17 protein-coding genes and 3 pseudogenes are annotated in these 15,441 nt (G+C 65.8%); 9 read left to right on the forward strand and 11 right to left on the reverse strand.

Annotation, left to right across the window (positions count from 1 at the left end; genetic code table 11):
• Positions 1-257 precede the first annotated feature (257 nt).
• On the forward strand, positions 258-1,484 hold the full coding sequence (locus tag ABIB51_RS20130; RefSeq protein ID WP_354191125.1) for an acyltransferase family protein: 1,227 nt from the start codon (positions 258-260) through the stop codon (positions 1,482-1,484).
• Here ABIB51_RS20130 and ABIB51_RS20135 read toward each other — a convergent pair.
• Positions 1,409-3,160: a putative bifunctional diguanylate cyclase/phosphodiesterase gene (locus ABIB51_RS20135; RefSeq protein WP_354191126.1), complete on the reverse strand. Its 1,752-nt coding sequence runs from the start codon at positions 3,158-3,160 to the stop codon at positions 1,409-1,411. The two genes, ABIB51_RS20130 and ABIB51_RS20135, sit on opposite strands and share 76 nt — an antisense overlap.
• 720 nt (positions 3,161-3,880) lie before the next feature.
• Positions 3,881-5,344: a dihydrolipoyl dehydrogenase family protein gene (locus tag ABIB51_RS20140; protein WP_354191127.1), complete on the reverse strand. Its 1,464-nt coding sequence runs from the start codon at positions 5,342-5,344 to the stop codon at positions 3,881-3,883.
• Positions 5,345-5,356: 12 nt separating this feature from the next.
• Here ABIB51_RS20140 and ABIB51_RS20145 point away from each other — a divergent pair, with 12 nt between their 5' ends.
• Positions 5,357-6,097, forward strand: a complete 741-nt coding sequence (locus tag ABIB51_RS20145) for a class I SAM-dependent methyltransferase (RefSeq protein ID WP_354191128.1) — start codon at positions 5,357-5,359, stop codon at positions 6,095-6,097.
• 34 nt (positions 6,098-6,131) lie between these two features.
• Here the strand turns inward: ABIB51_RS20145 and ABIB51_RS20150 are convergent, their stop codons facing one another.
• A complete protein-coding gene (locus tag ABIB51_RS20150; RefSeq protein WP_354191129.1) occupies positions 6,132-6,812 on the reverse strand; it encodes a haloacid dehalogenase type II in 681 nt (226 codons plus the stop codon).
• A gap of 365 nt (positions 6,813-7,177) precedes the next feature.
• On the opposite strand from ABIB51_RS20150, the gene ABIB51_RS20155 reads away from it, so the two are divergent.
• The gene (locus ABIB51_RS20155) at positions 7,178-7,381 is read left to right on the forward strand and encodes a cold-shock protein (RefSeq protein ID WP_024365339.1); all 204 of its coding nucleotides are present in this window, start codon (positions 7,178-7,180) and stop codon (positions 7,379-7,381) included.
• A 113-nt stretch (positions 7,382-7,494) separates the two neighbouring features.
• Here the strand turns inward: ABIB51_RS20155 and ABIB51_RS20160 are convergent, their stop codons facing one another.
• The 4 genes from ABIB51_RS20160 to ABIB51_RS20175 all read right to left on the reverse strand — a co-directional run bounded on the left by ABIB51_RS20160 (position 7,495) and on the right by ABIB51_RS20175 (position 9,570).
• The gene (locus ABIB51_RS20160; RefSeq protein WP_354191130.1) at positions 7,495-7,845 is read right to left on the reverse strand and encodes a DUF6176 family protein; all 351 of its coding nucleotides are present in this window, start codon (positions 7,843-7,845) and stop codon (positions 7,495-7,497) included.
• A gap of 116 nt (positions 7,846-7,961) precedes the next feature.
• The gene (locus ABIB51_RS20165; RefSeq protein ID WP_354191131.1) at positions 7,962-8,372 is read right to left on the reverse strand and encodes a hypothetical protein; all 411 of its coding nucleotides are present in this window, start codon (positions 8,370-8,372) and stop codon (positions 7,962-7,964) included.
• Positions 8,365-9,102 carry a hypothetical protein gene (locus ABIB51_RS20170; RefSeq protein WP_354191132.1) on the reverse strand — a complete coding sequence of 246 codons (738 nt, stop codon included), beginning with the start codon at positions 9,100-9,102 and terminating at the stop codon, positions 8,365-8,367. Before ABIB51_RS20170 ends, ABIB51_RS20165 begins: the two co-directional genes overlap by 8 nt.
• Before the next feature lie 126 nt (positions 9,103-9,228).
• Positions 9,229-9,570 (reverse strand): AfsR/SARP family transcriptional regulator, encoded by a 342-nt coding sequence (locus ABIB51_RS20175; RefSeq protein WP_354191134.1) that lies wholly within the window; start codon positions 9,568-9,570, stop codon positions 9,229-9,231.
• A gap of 70 nt (positions 9,571-9,640) precedes the next feature.
• Here ABIB51_RS20175 and ABIB51_RS20180 point away from each other — a divergent pair, with 70 nt between their 5' ends.
• Together ABIB51_RS20180 and ABIB51_RS20185 are read left to right on the forward strand one after the other, a co-directional pair.
• Positions 9,641-9,883, forward strand: a complete 243-nt coding sequence (locus ABIB51_RS20180) for a hypothetical protein (RefSeq protein ID WP_354191135.1) — start codon at positions 9,641-9,643, stop codon at positions 9,881-9,883.
• Positions 9,884-9,977: 94 nt separating this feature from the next.
• Positions 9,978-10,445 carry a hypothetical protein gene (locus ABIB51_RS20185; protein WP_354191136.1) on the forward strand — a complete coding sequence of 156 codons (468 nt, stop codon included), beginning with the start codon at positions 9,978-9,980 and terminating at the stop codon, positions 10,443-10,445.
• Between the two features lie 6 nt (positions 10,446-10,451).
• Here the strand turns inward: ABIB51_RS20185 and ABIB51_RS20190 are convergent, their stop codons facing one another.
• Together ABIB51_RS20190 and ABIB51_RS20195 are read right to left on the reverse strand one after the other, a co-directional pair.
• Positions 10,452-10,622, reverse strand: a complete 171-nt coding sequence (locus tag ABIB51_RS20190) for a PspC domain-containing protein (protein WP_354191137.1) — start codon at positions 10,620-10,622, stop codon at positions 10,452-10,454.
• 290 nt (positions 10,623-10,912) lie between these two features.
• Positions 10,913-11,158, reverse strand: a pseudogene (locus ABIB51_RS20195) (DUF4383 domain-containing protein); the annotation flags it as partial.
• Here ABIB51_RS20195 and ABIB51_RS20200 point away from each other — a divergent pair.
• Positions 11,072-11,296, forward strand: coding sequence for a hypothetical protein (locus tag ABIB51_RS20200; RefSeq protein WP_354191143.1), 225 nt, complete (start codon positions 11,072-11,074; stop codon positions 11,294-11,296). The pseudogene ABIB51_RS20195 and the gene ABIB51_RS20200 overlap by 87 nt on opposite strands.
• Positions 11,297-11,581: 285 nt before the next feature.
• On the opposite strand, the gene ABIB51_RS20205 is transcribed toward ABIB51_RS20200, so the two are convergent.
• Both ABIB51_RS20205 and ABIB51_RS20210 read right to left on the reverse strand, forming a co-directional pair.
• Positions 11,582-12,286, reverse strand: coding sequence for a hypothetical protein (locus tag ABIB51_RS20205; protein ID WP_354191138.1), 705 nt, complete (start codon positions 12,284-12,286; stop codon positions 11,582-11,584).
• Positions 12,287-12,393: 107 nt separating this feature from the next.
• Complete coding sequence (locus ABIB51_RS20210; RefSeq protein ID WP_354191139.1) at positions 12,394-12,705, reverse strand: Wadjet anti-phage system protein JetD domain-containing protein; 312 nt, start codon at positions 12,703-12,705, stop codon at positions 12,394-12,396.
• A 143-nt stretch (positions 12,706-12,848) separates the two neighbouring features.
• On the opposite strand from ABIB51_RS20210, the pseudogene ABIB51_RS20215 reads away from it, so the two are divergent.
• The 3 genes and pseudogenes from ABIB51_RS20215 to ABIB51_RS20225 form a co-directional block, all read left to right on the forward strand.
• A pseudogene (locus tag ABIB51_RS20215) lies at positions 12,849-13,200 on the forward strand (rhodanese-like domain-containing protein); the annotation flags it as partial.
• Positions 13,201-13,299: 99 nt separating this feature from the next.
• Positions 13,300-14,492: pseudogene (locus tag ABIB51_RS20220) on the forward strand (MFS transporter).
• A 103-nt stretch (positions 14,493-14,595) separates the two neighbouring features.
• Positions 14,596-14,952 carry a hypothetical protein gene (locus ABIB51_RS20225; protein WP_354191140.1) on the forward strand — a complete coding sequence of 119 codons (357 nt, stop codon included), beginning with the start codon at positions 14,596-14,598 and terminating at the stop codon, positions 14,950-14,952.
• Positions 14,953-15,441: the final 489 nt, after the last annotated feature.

Consider the following 15,441-nt stretch of genomic DNA (forward strand, 5'->3'; position numbering starts at 1 on the left):
TGCCTCCGTAGCAATCGTAGCAACCGTGAGCGCGCGCGGGAATGGTCTCTCTGCGACCGGCATGGCCGTCGTATCACTGCCTGAACAGCCGTCCGGCAACCAAGGCCCAATGTAACGAACTGGTAACATGAGGTGAATGCGCTCCAAGAACTGTCAAACACGGGTCACGCAGCTGGATGGCCTCAGGGGGATTGCCGCCCTGCTGGTAGTCGCCTGCCACGCCCTGTCCACACTCCCGGGAATCGGGAACGTTGTCTATGGCGACCGGTCCGCGGGACTCACCACCCGCGGACGTGGGCGGTCTTCCCCCGCTGCACGTCCTCTGGAACGGCACTCCGGCTGTCCACGTCTTTTTTGTGCTCTCCGGCTTCGTGCTGGTCCTGCCGTTCACCCGGCCGGGGGCGGCCGGGCGCCGGGCGCAGTACTACGCCAAGCGTTTTTTCCGCCTCTACCTGCCGGCCTGGGCGTCCCTGGCGGTGGCCGTTGCGTTAATTGCCATCATTCCCCGGTCGGCGTCGCCCTTGCAGAGCCCGTGGGCGGACATGTACGAGACCGACCCCAGCCTGGGCCAGGTCCTCAAGGACGGCCTGCTCCTGCTGAACGCCAGCACCATCAACACCCCGCTGTGGTCCCTCAAGTGGGAAGTCCTGTTCTCCCTCCTGCTCCCGGCCTACGTCCTCCTCGCCCTCCGCGGGCGGCGCTTCTGGCACGTGAAAATCGGCCTTGCGCTCCTGCTGCCCGCCGTGGGGGCCCTGCAGGACGTGGACCGGCTGTCCTATCTCCCGGTTTTCGCCATCGGGGCTGTCCTCGGCACGGAGCGTGAGCGGATCCGGGAACTGACCCAGCGCTGGCCCCGCTTCGTCTGGTTCTTCGTCGCCGCCGCGGGCATTTTCCTGGCCAACGCGGAATGGATCAGCCCCGAGCAGCCGATCCCCGGCGTCGAAGCCGTTGTGACAGTGGGCGCGACGCTGATCGTCCTGCTGTTCGTGTCCTGCCGCTCGGCCAAGAGGCTCGGTGACACAGCGGGCGCGCAATGGCTGGGACGCCTGTCCTTCAGCCTGTACCTGGTGCACCTTTCGATCATCCTGGCCGGTGTCACCCTGCTGCGGTCCGTCTCGCTGCCGCTGGCGCTCGCCGTCTCCGTGGGCTCCTCGTTGGTGATCGCAGAGTTGTTCTACCGGTACGTGGAACAGCCTTCCCACCGGCTTTCGATGGCGGTGGGGCGCGCCGTGGGGCGCCGGACCCGCCGGGACGCGCCCGCGGACAGTTCGGCCGCGACACCCGCGACGCCCGCGGACAGCCCGGCTGCTGCACCCGCGACGCCCGCGCGGAGGCGGCGTCGGGCCACCGGTAGGGGCGCGGCAGGTACCTCGAAGTCATCCCAACCACCACCGCTGCCCCCGGGCGGTCAGGCGGAAGCAGCTTCTCGGGCCGCCTGGGCGTTATCGAGATCTGCCGCGGAGAGTGGACGAGAGATGAGGTAGCCCTGGGCGGTGTCGCAGCCAAGTTCGCGTAGGACGGCCAGCTGCGTTTCGCGCTCAACGCCTTCGGCGGTGGTTCTCAGCCCCAGTGCTTTCGCGGGCACGATGACCCCGGCTACCAGAATCGCGGAGGTGGGGTCGGTGTCGACGGCGTCGATGAAGGACTTATCCAGCTTCAACGCTGTGAGGGGAAGCTCGCGCAGGAGCGACAGCGACGAATAGGCCGTGCCGTAGTCGTCCAGTGCGACTCCGATGCCGGCGTGGATCAGGGTGCGGAGCTGTGCCGCGGCGGACGGGAGGTCGGTGATAGCGGTGCTTTCTGTGATTTCGATGTTCAGCAGCGATGTCGGCACCCTGTGTCGTTCCAAGGCCGTGTGGAGTTCCGTGACTAGGTTCCCCGCAGCCAGCTGAAGAGGCGAGATATTCACTGATATTGCCCGTGGTGTGCCGGCATCCATCCAGTGCCGGGCCTGGGCGCAGGCCTGATCGATGACCCATTGGCCGATCGCATGGATTTCTCCGGTGTGTTCGGCGATGTGAATGAATTCATCCGGACCGACCCTGCCGAGCTCCGGGTCCTCCCAGCGCAGCAGCGCCTCCACGGCAAGGCATGAACCAGTGGGGATGTCCATGAGTGGCTGGTAGTGGAGGCTGAAACCTGCGTTAGCCAGAGCCTGCGGCAGGCGGCGGCGGATGAGGGCCTGGCGTGCGAACCGGGTTGTGGGCCGGCAGGGATTTATCCGGCCCAGCCGGCGTTTACCTTCGTGTTTTGCCTGAATCATGGCTGCATCCGCGTGGCGGAGGAGGTACTCAAGGCGGGTCCCCGGGTCCTGCCCGTCGACATCGCTGGCCATGGACAGGCCCAGGGTGGCGGAGAGCCGGAGGTCATGGCCGTCATGGCTGAACGGTTCATCCAGGCTTTGCAGGATCCGATGGGCGACGCTTCGGGCCGTGGCCTCGTTGACGTCGGTCAGCAACACGGCGAATTCGTCCCCGCCCAGCCGGGCCACCAGGTCACCCGGCCTGGTGCAGGCCTGAAGCCTCGCGGAAAACGTGCTGAGAACGCTGTCACCGGCCCGGTGCCCGAAGGTGTCATTGATGACCTTGAAATCATCGAGGTCAACGTAGAGGACAGCTGTTCGGGACGGGTCGCTGCCGGCCAGGAGCGCCGGTCCTGCCTCCTCGAGCCGCAGCCTGTTCGCGAGGCCGGTGAGCGGGTCGTGGAGGGCGGCGTGCCGGAATACATCGGACAGGCCCTCGAAGACCTCCGAGACCGGCACAATGCGCGGGGCCTCCGGTGCGGGGACGAGCAGATCCTGATATCGGCTCTCTTCGGGCCGTTCCAACAGCGCAGCGGCGGCGGCCCGAAGTTCCAGCGATGGCGGAAGCATGAAGGTGGCAGACGGCAGCAACGCTTCTGCCGTGACGCGGGCGTTGAGCGCCCTACCGTAGCCCAGCCGGCCCGTCATCCGGTGATCAAGCTGGTCCCGGGTCAACAGGGACAGCTTTCCCTCGACGTCCACGACGACGGCCCGAAGCCCGCGGTCGGCACGGAACAGCGCTTCGATCTCGCCGGCCGGTGTTTCACCCGTCAGGACCATCGCTTCAAAGCCGAGATCACCAAGCCTGGGCGCGGACAGCTGCGAGGCGCGGGAGGAAACATCAGGGAGGGGGGTCACGAGCTCTGCTTATCAGGCAAATGCAAACGGAACCTAAACACCTTCCGTCCCGCGGCGACGGGCGGTGCCGCGCAGCAGCACGACATGGCCGCACTGGTGCGAAACAGACTCGTGTTCCTGTTGGACGGATGCCTGGCCCTGACCGATGCCGCGGCACGTCACTGCATTCTGAGGCATCCCGGCTTTTGGTAGCCACAGGTCATGAGCTGACCGCGGGCATCGGAGCGGATGAGTATGCCATGGCTATCAGCGTCCTGGAACGCATAAGCAACAACGCAGACCGGCTTGCCATACCCTAGTGCGCTGCCCGGCGGCACGCTTGCTGGCCCGGATCAGCAGTTCATCAGGGAAGCCGGCTCTGTTCCGGCAGAGCCTCCCGGAAGTCCGGGTGTCGGTGGCCATCCTGGCATGTGTCGCGGCTTCCGTGGACAGTGCAGAGATCGAGCGGAAGTACGACGTCGACCAGACGGTTGTGGTGCCGCCGCTGGATGGCACCAGTGGTCACGGAGCTACCATGAGGAAGTCATGAAATGCCAACAAATCCGTACCAGACGTCGAGGATGCGATCGGATTGCGATCCAAGAATCTCGCCTGCACGCCCGTAACGCCTGCGCGTCATCCTCAGTCCAGAGCACAGCTGCTTCGAGCCGGGCGAGGTCTTTGAGGGACACCGGCGTCGTGGCAAGAGACTCGCTACCGAAGGTGTAGCCGGGCATCAACTCAGGGACGGCCGGTCGTTGTCGTTCCTGGGCAGGCTGACCGAAGGTGCCGAGACCGGGGCCTGCCCACCCAGCGGCGCCGGAACCAGACCAGCCCCGCCATGGCCTGGCGAACAACGGGAGAGGCAAGGCGCTCCCTTACATCGGCGACGGCGGCGTTCCAGACCCCGTCCGAATAGGTCGGGTACGGGTGGGTTGTCCCGGCAATGTCAGAGGTGGTCATCCCTTTCTGGACTGCCAGGGTCAGTTCAGCCAGGGATTCCCCTGCCCGCGGGCCGACGATGGTGCCGCCCAGGATATTTCCGCGCCGGTCCAAGATCAGCCGGGTGAACCCGCCAGTCGTGTCCTCCGTCACGGCCCGGTCGACGTGGCTGTGCCGGACAGTCCGGGCGCGGTGTTGCAGGCGGGCCTCGGCGGTGGTGAGCCCGACGGCGGCCACTTCCGGTGAGGTGAATGTCACCCGGGGCACGGTGCCGCTGACTTGGCGTTTGAGCCCGAGCACCGCGTTCGAGGCCGCCACGGACGCATGGACGCCGGCCACATGGGTGAACTGGGGGTTTGCGGTGACGTCTCCCGCGGCCCAGATGAGCGGGTTGGAGGTCATCATCCGCGAATCCGTGATCACCTGGCCGGCATTGTCCAGGCTCACCCCGATCCGTTCCAGGCCGAGGCCCACGGTGCGGGGAGTGCGTCCGGTGGCCAGCAGAACCGTGTCAGTGTCAACGGCAGCGCCGTCCCGAAGCAGGAGCCGGGATCCGGCGTCCGTGGTGACCGCGTTCTCGACGGTTGTGTTCTCCAGGATGCGGACACCATCGGACGCCAGGCTCTCCCGGACGAGGTCGGCGGCGTCGGGATCTTCCTTGGGGAGGATCCGGGAGCGGACAATCATGGTGACCTCGGATCCGAGTCGGGCGAAGGCCTGTCCGAGTTCGCAGGCGATCGGACCGCCGCCGACAACCGCCAGCCGCGCCGGAAGGGCGTCCAGTTCCCAGATCGTGTCCGACTTCACAGTGACCCCTGGGTCCAGGCCCGGGATGCCGCTGCTCACCGGTGCTGCTCCGGTGGCGATCAGTGCCTGCCGGAAGCGGATGGTCCTGCCCTCAACCTCGGCCACCCCGGGGGAGCGGAACGTCAGGGTGCCCTTGATGACTTCAACTCCGGCGTCTTCGAGTGCCGCAGGGGAGTCGACGGGTTCGATGGTGGTGATCGCGGCAAAGATGCGCTTGCGGACCGCGGCGAATTCGAGTGGCTGCCCGGTGAGTGTGCGTGCTGTTGCGGAGTGTTCGGCCGCCGACAGGAGGGTCTTGGACGGGACGCAACCGGTCCACAAGCAGTCACCGCCGGTGCGGGCCTGTTCGACGAGGAGCGTTCGCGCGCCGAACCCGGCCGCCGTTTTGGCGCCCACGATTCCGGCGGTCCCGCCGCCGACCACCAGCAAGTCAATGATCCGGTTCTCGACTGCCATGATGGACTCCTCGTGGATGACGTTGACTGCCGGACACTGCGACCGCCGGTGTTGTCCTCAATGACCGCGTCGCTGCGCAGAACGAACCAGAAGGAGACCGTTATCCGCGATAAATACACGGTGTTTGCCCCGTTTTATGATCTGCTCTCGGGCGAATACCCTGTCTATCATGCCGGACGGGTGCTCGGCATCGAAGCGCTGGCCCCCACCAGGGGCCAGCAGGTGCTGGACATCGGCTGCGGAACCGGGCTGAATTTTCCGCTGCTGCAGGAGTGCATCGGTGCCTCCGGGACCATCGTCGGCATTGACCGCAGCGCGGAAATGCTCCGCCAGGCGCGGCGCCGCGCCCGGGCGCGCGGCTGGGAGAACGTGATCCTGCTCCAGGCGGACATGGTGCTTCTGGACCCCCGGTCAATCGCCGCCCGCATCCAGGAGAGCGGGGGAGCCGCGGTTTCGGATGCTGCCTTGGCAACGTATTCGTTGTCCCTGATGCGGGACTGGCAGCAGGCCTGGACGAACATGACCGGGTTGCTGGCCGCACATGCTCGGGTCGGTGTCGTGGATATGCAGGACCCGGTGGGATGGGCGCGGTGGCTGACGCCGCTGGCGCGGCTGGCCTGCGCGCTGGGAGGATCCGACATCACCGCGGCCCCCTGGCAGGCCGTGGAGGATCGGTGCGTCGACGTCGTCCTAGCGTCGGCCCGGGGCGGACACCTCCAGATCCGGGCGGGGAAGACGACGCACGACGGATAAGGGGAGCCGCCGCCGCGTCCATGGTCTGCCCCCGTCAGGCTTCAGCAGCCAGGGCCGCCGGAAGCCCGGTCAAGGCGGTCACGGTGAATTCAGGAGCTTCGAAGTGCTCCGGGTAACTTCCCCCGGTCCTGTTCAGCCACGCCGTGCGCAGCCCCGCGCGGGCCGCGCCGTGGATGTCCCACGGGTGGGCGGCTACCAGCAGCATTCCGGCGGTATCGGTCCCGCAAGCGGCGGCGGCATATTCGTAGGATGCCGGGGCAGGCTTCCATGCGGGCGCGTCTTCGACCGAGAGCAGCAACTCAAAATCGTCCCGGATCCCAGCCTCGCTGAACAGCTTCCCGGCGATCCCGGCCGAGCCATTGCTGAGGGTGATCAGCCGGAACCCGGCAGCGGAGAGGGCCCGGATCCCCTCGGGGACATCCGGATGCACGCCCAGGCCGGTCATGCCGTTCATGACATGGTCGACCGCCGCGTCAAGGGGGCGGTTAAGCTCCACCCCGGCCAGAAGACTCCGAAGAACGTCGGCCCCGATCCCGGCGAACGAACCATTGTCCCCGCTGGCCGCGAGTGCGAAGCCATCCCGCAGAAGGGCTGCAAACCAGAGTTTGGCCAATCCAGCTGGCGCCCCGACCTCGCTGAAGCGTTCCCCCATGGGGGACATATCAGAGAGGGTTTCATTCACATCAAAGACGATGACTGGCATGGCGGTAGTCACGGGTTCTCCTTCTGGTGGTGGACGGCTCTCCCGTCAAGTCTGCCGCTTTCCATGGCCGGGAGAAAGATCCGTCCGCGCGACTGTAGGATCCCAATGCGCCAGATCGAGCAGTCTTTTTTCAGCCGAGCGCTATGGTGCCGGTTTTCGCGCGCTCAAGAACGGGCCTGGCACCCGGGCCCCGGTGGTAAACCGTCCCGAAAATCTCCTGTACTGTTGATCCTGTTGTTGTGTTTATGCAGTTCGTAGTTCAGGCAGTACGCAAGGTTGCAAGACCTTGTTCTTCTGAAGCAGCGGTTTTGAGCACCCCACACCGGAGGACCCGAAAGTCGGGACATTTCCTCCACCTTCACGAAGGACAAAAAATAATGGCTACTGGTACCGTCAAATGGTTTAACGCTGAAAAGGGCTTCGGCTTCATTTCCCCCGATGACTCCTCACAGGACGTCTTCGCACACTACTCCGCGATCGCCTCTTCCGGCTTCCGCTCCCTCGAAGAGAACCAGAAGGTCTCCTTCGAAACCGAGCAGGGCCCCAAGGGTCCCCAGGCCGTAAACATCCAGGCTCTCTAAGACTTAGCTTCCAGCTAACTCTTCTGAGTCCGGAACCTTACAGGTTTCGAGCAGGGTCCGTCTTTGACGGGCCCTGCTTTTGTTAACCCGCATGTGCTGCTTCAGTCACCTGGTCAGCCGTCGGCGCGGTAGTCGAAGTACACCTTGGCCGGGGGAGGGCCCTGCAGCATCTCGGCCGTCAGCCCGTGCAGGCTCACCAGACGCTCCCGGAACCAGACGTCGAAGGGATCCTCCGACGTCGCGAGCGTCCGGAACGCCTTCGCGAGATCGTCGGCCTCATGGAACAGGCAGACGAAATCGCCCCCCGGCGTCTGCATCAGGCTGGCTACCTCCCGGGTTACGCCCATACGCTCCCTCGACCGTGCATGCTCCTCCCGACGCGGGCCCTTCATCTCCTCGTCCAACGCCTTCCACTCGTCCAGTTTCCCGGGCAGGATCGGCGCGAACCACGTGATGCATTCCATGACAGATGTCCTTCCACGCAACGGTCAGCACGGTGGCAATCCCATCGGCACAACTGCATGGTAGTCCCGCGTACGACGCCGGGACAGGGCTTCCTGTATGCGTCCCGGTAAAGCGCTCAACCGCCGTGGCGCCGGGCCAGGAACGCGGTCAGCGCAGGGTTGTCGATCTCCTTCGCCAGCCAGGGCACAGCCTGCGCGGCGGCCTCGTCGCCGAGCACCGCCCGGTGCGACTGCGCCCGGACCACGAACTCGCGCATGCCGCTGCGGCTGGCCAGCGCGGCCAGCCGATTTACGAACTCCGGTGCGCGCGGGGATCCCGTGGCGATGGCGACTTCCGCCGCGGCGTCCAGCAGCCGGGCCGAGTCCCAGAGACACCACGGCTTGGGTTCGAGGCCCCGGGCGATCCAGTGGTCGGCCGCAGCGAGATCGCCGTGGGCCAGGAACAGCCGGGCTTCGGCCCCTGCCGCGAGGGCCATGTAGCAGTGGTCCCCGGCGAGCTCGGCCATCACCCAGGACCGGTCAATCAAAGCTGCGGCGTCCTCCAGCCGGCCGGCGGCAAGGTAGGTTTCCCCGCGGACCCCGGCGGACCCCGGCGACAAACGGTTCGAACGCGGTCCAGTGCTCGTCCGCCACCCAGTCCTGCGCATGATCCAAGGATGCCGCCGCCGGTCCCAGCTCACCGCGGAGCAGATGCACGCGGCCCAGCAACGCCTCGCTGAAGGCCTGCTGCCGGCGGTTCCGGACCGCCTTGGCGAGCCGTCCGGACTCAGTGAAGGCAGCCACGGCGTCCTCATAGTACGCGGTGTAGCCCAGCTCCCGGAGGGCCGCGGCGGCGGTGCGGGAGACGCCGTCGGGCGCTTCGGCCGACAGCGCACGGTGCAGGAAGTCGGCCACCTCGGCGCCGCGGCCGCCCGCCTGGTGGATCAGGGCCCCGGCCAGCGTCACGAGCGACTCGGCGATCAGGTGCCGGTCGGGCTTTGGTTGACCAGCGCGCTGGGCCAGTACGACGGCGAGCCGCAGCTGATCGAGTCCACGGTCGACGGCGCCCGCGGACAGTGAGGCGCTGCCGGCGTCGAGATAGGACCGCACGGTGGCCAGGTTCGCGGGGATCCTGGGATCCGCCGGACCCGAATCCGCCAGGGCCAGCCGGACCTCCTCGGGCAGCGGCAGGCCCAGCTCCCGGTGGTAAAGCTCAGCGCATTTGGCGACCTGGTCGCGCGCCCGCCGGTGCTCGCCCAGTGCCACGAGCGCCTTCACCAGGACCGCGGTGCAGTCCGCGTTGAAGGGGTCCCGGCGCGGCGCCTGGGACGTCAGCTCGACGGCGTCGGCGGGAACGCCCGAGGCCAGGGCGTCCAGCGACGCCTCATAGAGCAGCGACTGGACTCAGTTATCGAGCCGGTACCGCTGGTCGGCCAGCCAGGAGTCAAAGACGGGGCTGTCCGCAAAGGTGAGGCCCTCCAGCAGCTGGCCGTCGAACGTCCGCGGGTCGGCGTCGTGGCTGGTGGCCGAGTCAACGAGCTCCAGCACGTCGCAGTGCCAGGTCGCCGGCAGCTCAAGCCGCAACGGGTCGCCCGCATTGGCTGCACCGCCGATAGTCCGGCGCAGCTCGGACAGGGCAAGGTAAGCCAACACCGCCCAGGCCTTGCGGCCCCTGGGCTGCGGGGGAGTGATGTCAGCGGACTCGATCCGGGGCGGGCCGAGGAGCCGAATCCAGGTCTCGGCCATACGTGCAATTTTACTGCCGGCCCGTTGGTGGTGTCCCGGAAGATCCACCCGATTGCTCACACGGCTGCTGATGAAACTGGGTGCATCCAATCCGCTCAACCCCGAAGTGAGTCAAAAAATGGAACTGCTCCTGGTCCTGCTCGTGGGCATCGTGCTTGTTGCCGCCACCGCGACCGTCCGCGCTGTGCTTACCGACGGCCGTGGACACACCCCCAGGGTCCAATCAACCGCGCCTTGGAAGGCCGGCGATCTGCCCAGCGAACCCTACGCAATGCACTCGGACCGCATCCCCACTGTCTTGTGGCTGAGGTAGGCCCGCCAGCCGCCGTGGTCGAATCTGGACACCGAGGAGGGGCGGTGGGATTCTGGTCGAATGACCACTCGGCGAGGGAGGCTGGTAGCAGGCCATGAATGAGACACCGGATACGCGTCAATTGCTTTCCACCCGCATCGAACAGAAACAGCAGGCCGTCCGCTCCTACCTGGGGAGGGAGCGGCCCCGCCGCAACAGGCTCTCCAACGTCAGCATCGTGGGCAGCGCGCTGGCCGCGATGCTGACGGCCGGTCCGGCCTTCGGGGGCACCGGGTTCACCCAGGCCCTCCAAGGCGTCTTCTCGCTGAATGACGACTCGGTGGTGTGGCGTGTGCTGTGCCTGGGCGCCGTGCTGCTGTCCGTCGCCGCGGCGCTGGCCACGAATTTCGCCAATTCACATTCGATTGCGGACAGGGTCAGCGCGGCCGAGACCGCCAACGCCCAACTGGAAGGTCTGCGCGACACGTTGAGCTTCGGACACATCGACACCAACGACGCCCTGAAGCTGTATCAGCAGTACGTGGCCCAGGTGGCGTTCGTGGACGAGGTCGCTTCGCGCTGACTGCTGCTATTTCGCTTTGGGGATGATGATCCACAGCGCGATGTAGACGAGCTCACCTACGCCGAACAGGCCGAAGAGCACGAAACCGAGACGGACCAGCGTCCGGGGGACACCGAAGCGGTCCGCGAGGGCCGCACAGACGCCCGCGATGACCTTGCCGTTCCTTGGCCGAACCATTGATCGTTGCATCCAGTCACGGTAGCAGTCGGAGCCGATTCCGTCAGCAAGAGAACAGCATGGACAGGGAACAGCACAACAAAAGGCGGGCTCTTCCCCGGCGGCAGATGGCCGCTAGAGGAAGAGCCCGCTGGAGTTAGATCCGCCGGAGACGGACTATGACGCTCGGCTGGGGCAGTCGCATCCCCCTGCGCATGCGTCCGTGTGTTGGTGCCGCCCTTGGTGAGGATCAGTGCCAGAGCGATCATGCCGACGCCCAGCAGCAGGTGGAGCCAGGTGTCGAAGCCGTTCAGCGGCACGAAGTTCCCGGCTGATTCCTGATCAACCACCAGTCCGTAAATCCAGAGGACAAGGCAGATGGCCCCGCCGAAGAGCAGGTAGCACCGCGAGCCTGCCGCGGTCCGGGCCAGTCCAACACCGGCGACGCCGAAGAAAAGGTGGACGATGTTGTGCAGTACGGAAACCTGGAACAGGCCGAGCAGCATTGCCCCGGACTCGTGCCCCGCGAACTGAAGTTGGTCGTACTGGCTGGTGATGCCCGGGACAAAGCCGAGGACGCCGACCAGGAGGAACACCGCGCCGACGGCGAGTGCTGCCTATTGAACGATGGTCCGCCCGGCGGTGCGGGTGTTGTGCGTTGTAGCCTTGAGGAACTCTTTTGGATCGCTGGATAAGCGGCACTGCAGACGGAAATCAGGGAACCAGTTACGGTCCTGCCGCATGCTGCAGCCGGCCGGAACAGCTTGTACCCTCTATTCGGATCCGGCCCGGTTGCGTATGGCCCCCACGACGACGCCACCCTCACTAATGCCGTTTTTCGACCTCGTGGCTGCCGCCTCCGGACATGCCGATGGCCCGCCCCGACATGGTAGGGGCGGACCACCGGAATCCATTTTGTTCGGGCCCACTTCACGGGCCCTGCAACCGGCCACTGTGCCAGATCAGGGTCCCGGGGTGGGTTAGCGGCGTTCGAGGACGCCGCAGGCGGCCGGGTCCGTGGCCTCTGCGGGGAGGTCCGGGTTCAGCTCGCTGGCACCTTCCGGGTCACTGAAGTTGTAGGTGCCGTTTTCGTCGTAATCCAGTCCGTGAATGACCAGGACGCCCTCGCCGTCGCGGATGGCCTCTGCGATCTGTTTGGCCGTTCCGGTGCCCCCTTCTCCGGGGTAGCCCGTACCTGCCACATCGGTGAACTTGATGTTGTTTCGGCTGTAATTGTAGCGGCCATCATTAGAGACCGGGAAGCGGGTGACGTCCAGGAAACTGGCAGGGGTGGTGTCGCCGCTGGTGTTCAGGGACACGACGACCGGGCCGTAGGCGGGAACACCCTCGACGGTGTTCAGGCGCCCGTCTTTATTGGCATCCAGCTTGAGCGTGGGGCACTCGTTCATGGCCTGCTCGCCGTAATGGATGTGCTGGGCGTGCGGGGCATCAGGCGTCAGACCCCTGGCGTGCACCTCAATGTGCTTGATGGTTTCACCCCGTACGACAGCTTTCGCCGTGCCGGAGGCTCCGGAGCCGTTGAGTTGCTTCAGCTTGGCGGTCAGGGTGACGGTTTTCTCTTCTGATTTGGAATCATGGGCCTGGGCTGGCCCCGCTGCCAGGGTGGTGGCGGCGATCAACGCGACAGCTGAAGCCCCAAGGGCCACTACAGATTTTCGATTCACAATTCACTCCTCGGTCACAGGCCAGTGAGGAGATCCCGCTGGTCTATTGTGATTCGGAACACACGATCCCGCGGATTGGTGATCCGGATCACAAATCGCGACCGGAGCTAGGGGAGGAGTTTCCCGAGTGCCCAGTCCCAGCGGACCAGGTCCTGCTCAAGGCGGACCGATGACCCGAAAGCATCGTTCCCCAGGGAGGTAGACACGGCAGCTTCCGCGGCGGTCAGCCTCGTCAGCACCGCCCGCGAGCGGCCCGGCTCGATACCCCAGGCGTCGCGATGCGCCAGCAGCGTCGCCTCATCTATCAGGACGCTGGCCACGTGCGGGTGGACTGCCCGGAGCTGGTCCAGGATCCGGAACCCATGGGTGTCCAGATCGCCCCAGTAAAGACCCTCAGTCCCGAAGACAGGCAGCGTCACGCAAGGCCGAAAAGCCGTCGCCGGCACCGAACAGGGCAAGAGTGTGCGGCCGCTCCGGCAGGGCCAGGAAAATTTACCAGGTTTTCGGTGACGATCACGGTCTGGACGGGCAGGCAAAGCGCGCTGAAGTCCGGGGCAGTCAACGCGACGGCATCGACAACGTCGCCGGATACGTCACCGGCTTCGACGGCCCGCCCACCTCCACCCCGATACTGATCCAGCGGCTTTGATGCCGCCATGGTGCTGGATGTCCGCAACCGCACCGAGCACACCGCCGGGTACATCCCCGGCTCGCACCAGCTCAGCGGCGGCCGCGTCATGTGGCATCTGGACCAGATCCCGGCCGAGGGCACCATCGTGACCTACTGCCAAAGCGGTGTCCGGAACTCCGTCGCGGCCAGCGCCCTGCCCTGCGCCGGGTACGACGTCGTTGAACTAGACGGCAGCTACGCCGCCTGGGCCGCACACCGGGACTCGTTGTCTACCGCGAACTAATCACGGCAGCGCCAGAAGCTGAATCCACGCATCATCGGCGGCGGACCGGGAAACCGGCCGCCGACGAAGTATTTCCCGGGACCCGGAGCGCAGCGACTCATGACCTACAACACCCCCTCGCGCCAGCAGCACACGGCAGGCGTCGCGCTGGGCCTGCGGCAGAACCTGGCCCGGTTTCTGCTCCTGGTTGCCGCTAATGCCCTGGTCGGCGGCACCCTCGGCCAGGAGCGCACAGTCCTGCCGCTGTTCGCCGGACAGGTGTTCCACCTCGACCAATACACCGGCGTCTTGACCTACATCCTGGCGTTCGGGCTGGCCAAAGCCGCCACCAACTACGTCGCAGGCACTCTCTCGGACCGCTACGGCCGTAAACCCGTCCTCATAGCCGGCTGGCCAGTCGCCCTCCCCGTCCCGTTGTTGTTGATCTTTGGGCCCTCCTGGGGATGGATCGTTGCCGCCAACGTCGTCCTTGGCATCAGCCAGGGCCTGACCTGGTCCACCACCGTGGTCATGAAAATGGACCTTGTCGGTCCCGAGCGCCGTGGGCTGGCCATGGGCCTGAACGTGGCTGCCGGCTACCTCGGTGTGGCGGGCACCGCCCTCGCCACCGGCTACATCGCGGCAAGCTAGGGGCTGCGTCCCGGCCCGTTCCTGCTCGGTGCCGCCTTCATCGCCGTCGGGCTCGGACTCTCCGTCCTGACCGTGCGCGAGACGCAGCACCCTGCCGAGACCGAAGCAGCCAGCCAAAGAGTCGTTCACTCCGGAGCCAATCCGGAACTGAACAACCGCAAAACCTTCACCCCTACGAGCTTCCGGGACAAATCACTGTCTTCAGTCAGCCAAACCGGTATGGTGAACAACCTCAACGATGGCCTGGCCTGGGGACTGTTCCCCGTGTTCTTTCCCGGCGCCGGGCTCAGCATCCAAAGCATAGGCATCCTCGCCGCCGTTTATCCGGCGGTGTGGGGCGCCGGGCAGTTGGTCACCGGTGCGCTCTCTGACCGGATCGGACGCAAACCCCTGATCGCTGGCGGCATGCTGGTCCAGGCCGTTGTCCTGTTGATGATCGCTGCAGGAACCGGTTTCGAAACATGGCTCGCGGCCGCCATTCTGCTCGGCGCCGGCACCGCCATGGTCTCCCCCACCCCGCTGGCCGCCATCGGCGACGTGCCCACCCGGCCAGGCGGGCACGTTCCGTCGGCATCCCCGCGGCCGTCGCCGCCCTCACCGCTGCGTCTGGCATCATCGTTGCGGTGCGCATGCGCGAACGGCGCGGATTCCCACTAACGTAAGTAAGGCCTTTGAAGCCGCGGTCCCGTGCGCCAACGAAAGGCATCCCAGGCCGCGGCCTCAGCGCGATGATCCCGCAGTACGCTTGGGGGAGAGGAGAGCACCATGGATTTTGAACTGCGCGTAATTCCGGGCTGTCCCAATGTGGAGGATGCCCAGGCCCTCTTTGTGCAGGCACTTGCACTGGAAGCTCCCGGCTCCGCAGCAATCCGCCTGACCGAAATAACAACGGACGACCAAGCCAAGGCTCTGGCCTACCATGGGTCGCCGACCTTTGCCGCAGACGGCCGTGATCTCTTCCCCGCATCAGGCGAAGCGGCAATCTCCTGCCGGATCTACAGCAGTGGGCAGAGACTCGCAGGCCTTCCGCCGTTATCGGAGCTAAGGAGCGCCGTTCGTGCGGCGCTGCCCGGGATTCCTTCCACGGCTGACAGCCCGGCGGACACCTCCTGCGGCTCGTAAGGTCTCTGGACGAGGAAGCCAACCCCGCAATCTCTCCCTACCGCCCCGGTCAACTGGAGGGCAGATCGACTCACGCCCGGTTGACTGTGGTGCTTCATGTGACGCGGTCCACAAACCCCGGGTGCGCCCGAACTGGGCCCAAGGGCCGTCTGAGCGGGCCGAATTCCGCGCAGATTCGGGGATTCCGCCACCCCGGGAACTCTTTGAGGTTGATTTGTGCCCTGTCCCGGTGCCGTGTAAAGTAATTCGAGTCGCCGCCGCTGATGCGGAAAGATAGCGACCGACCCCCTGATAAACAGCCTTAAAATGGTTCGCAAATTTGCGTGCTGAATAACGGCGGGGACCCACCTCGTGGAAATGGAAATCGCGGAAACGCTGATTTGCAAAGCTCCTCGGAACCGGGTAAGTTTGAAAAGTTGCTCCGGAGCGATCCACGGCTGAGTTGTTGTGGTGGTGCCGGGTGTGTCTGTTGTTTGAGAACTCAATAGT

The sequence above is a fragment of the Arthrobacter sp. UYCu712 genome, assembly GCF_040547005.1.
In the GTDB taxonomy this organism is placed as follows: Bacteria; Actinomycetota; Actinomycetes; order Actinomycetales; family Micrococcaceae; genus Arthrobacter.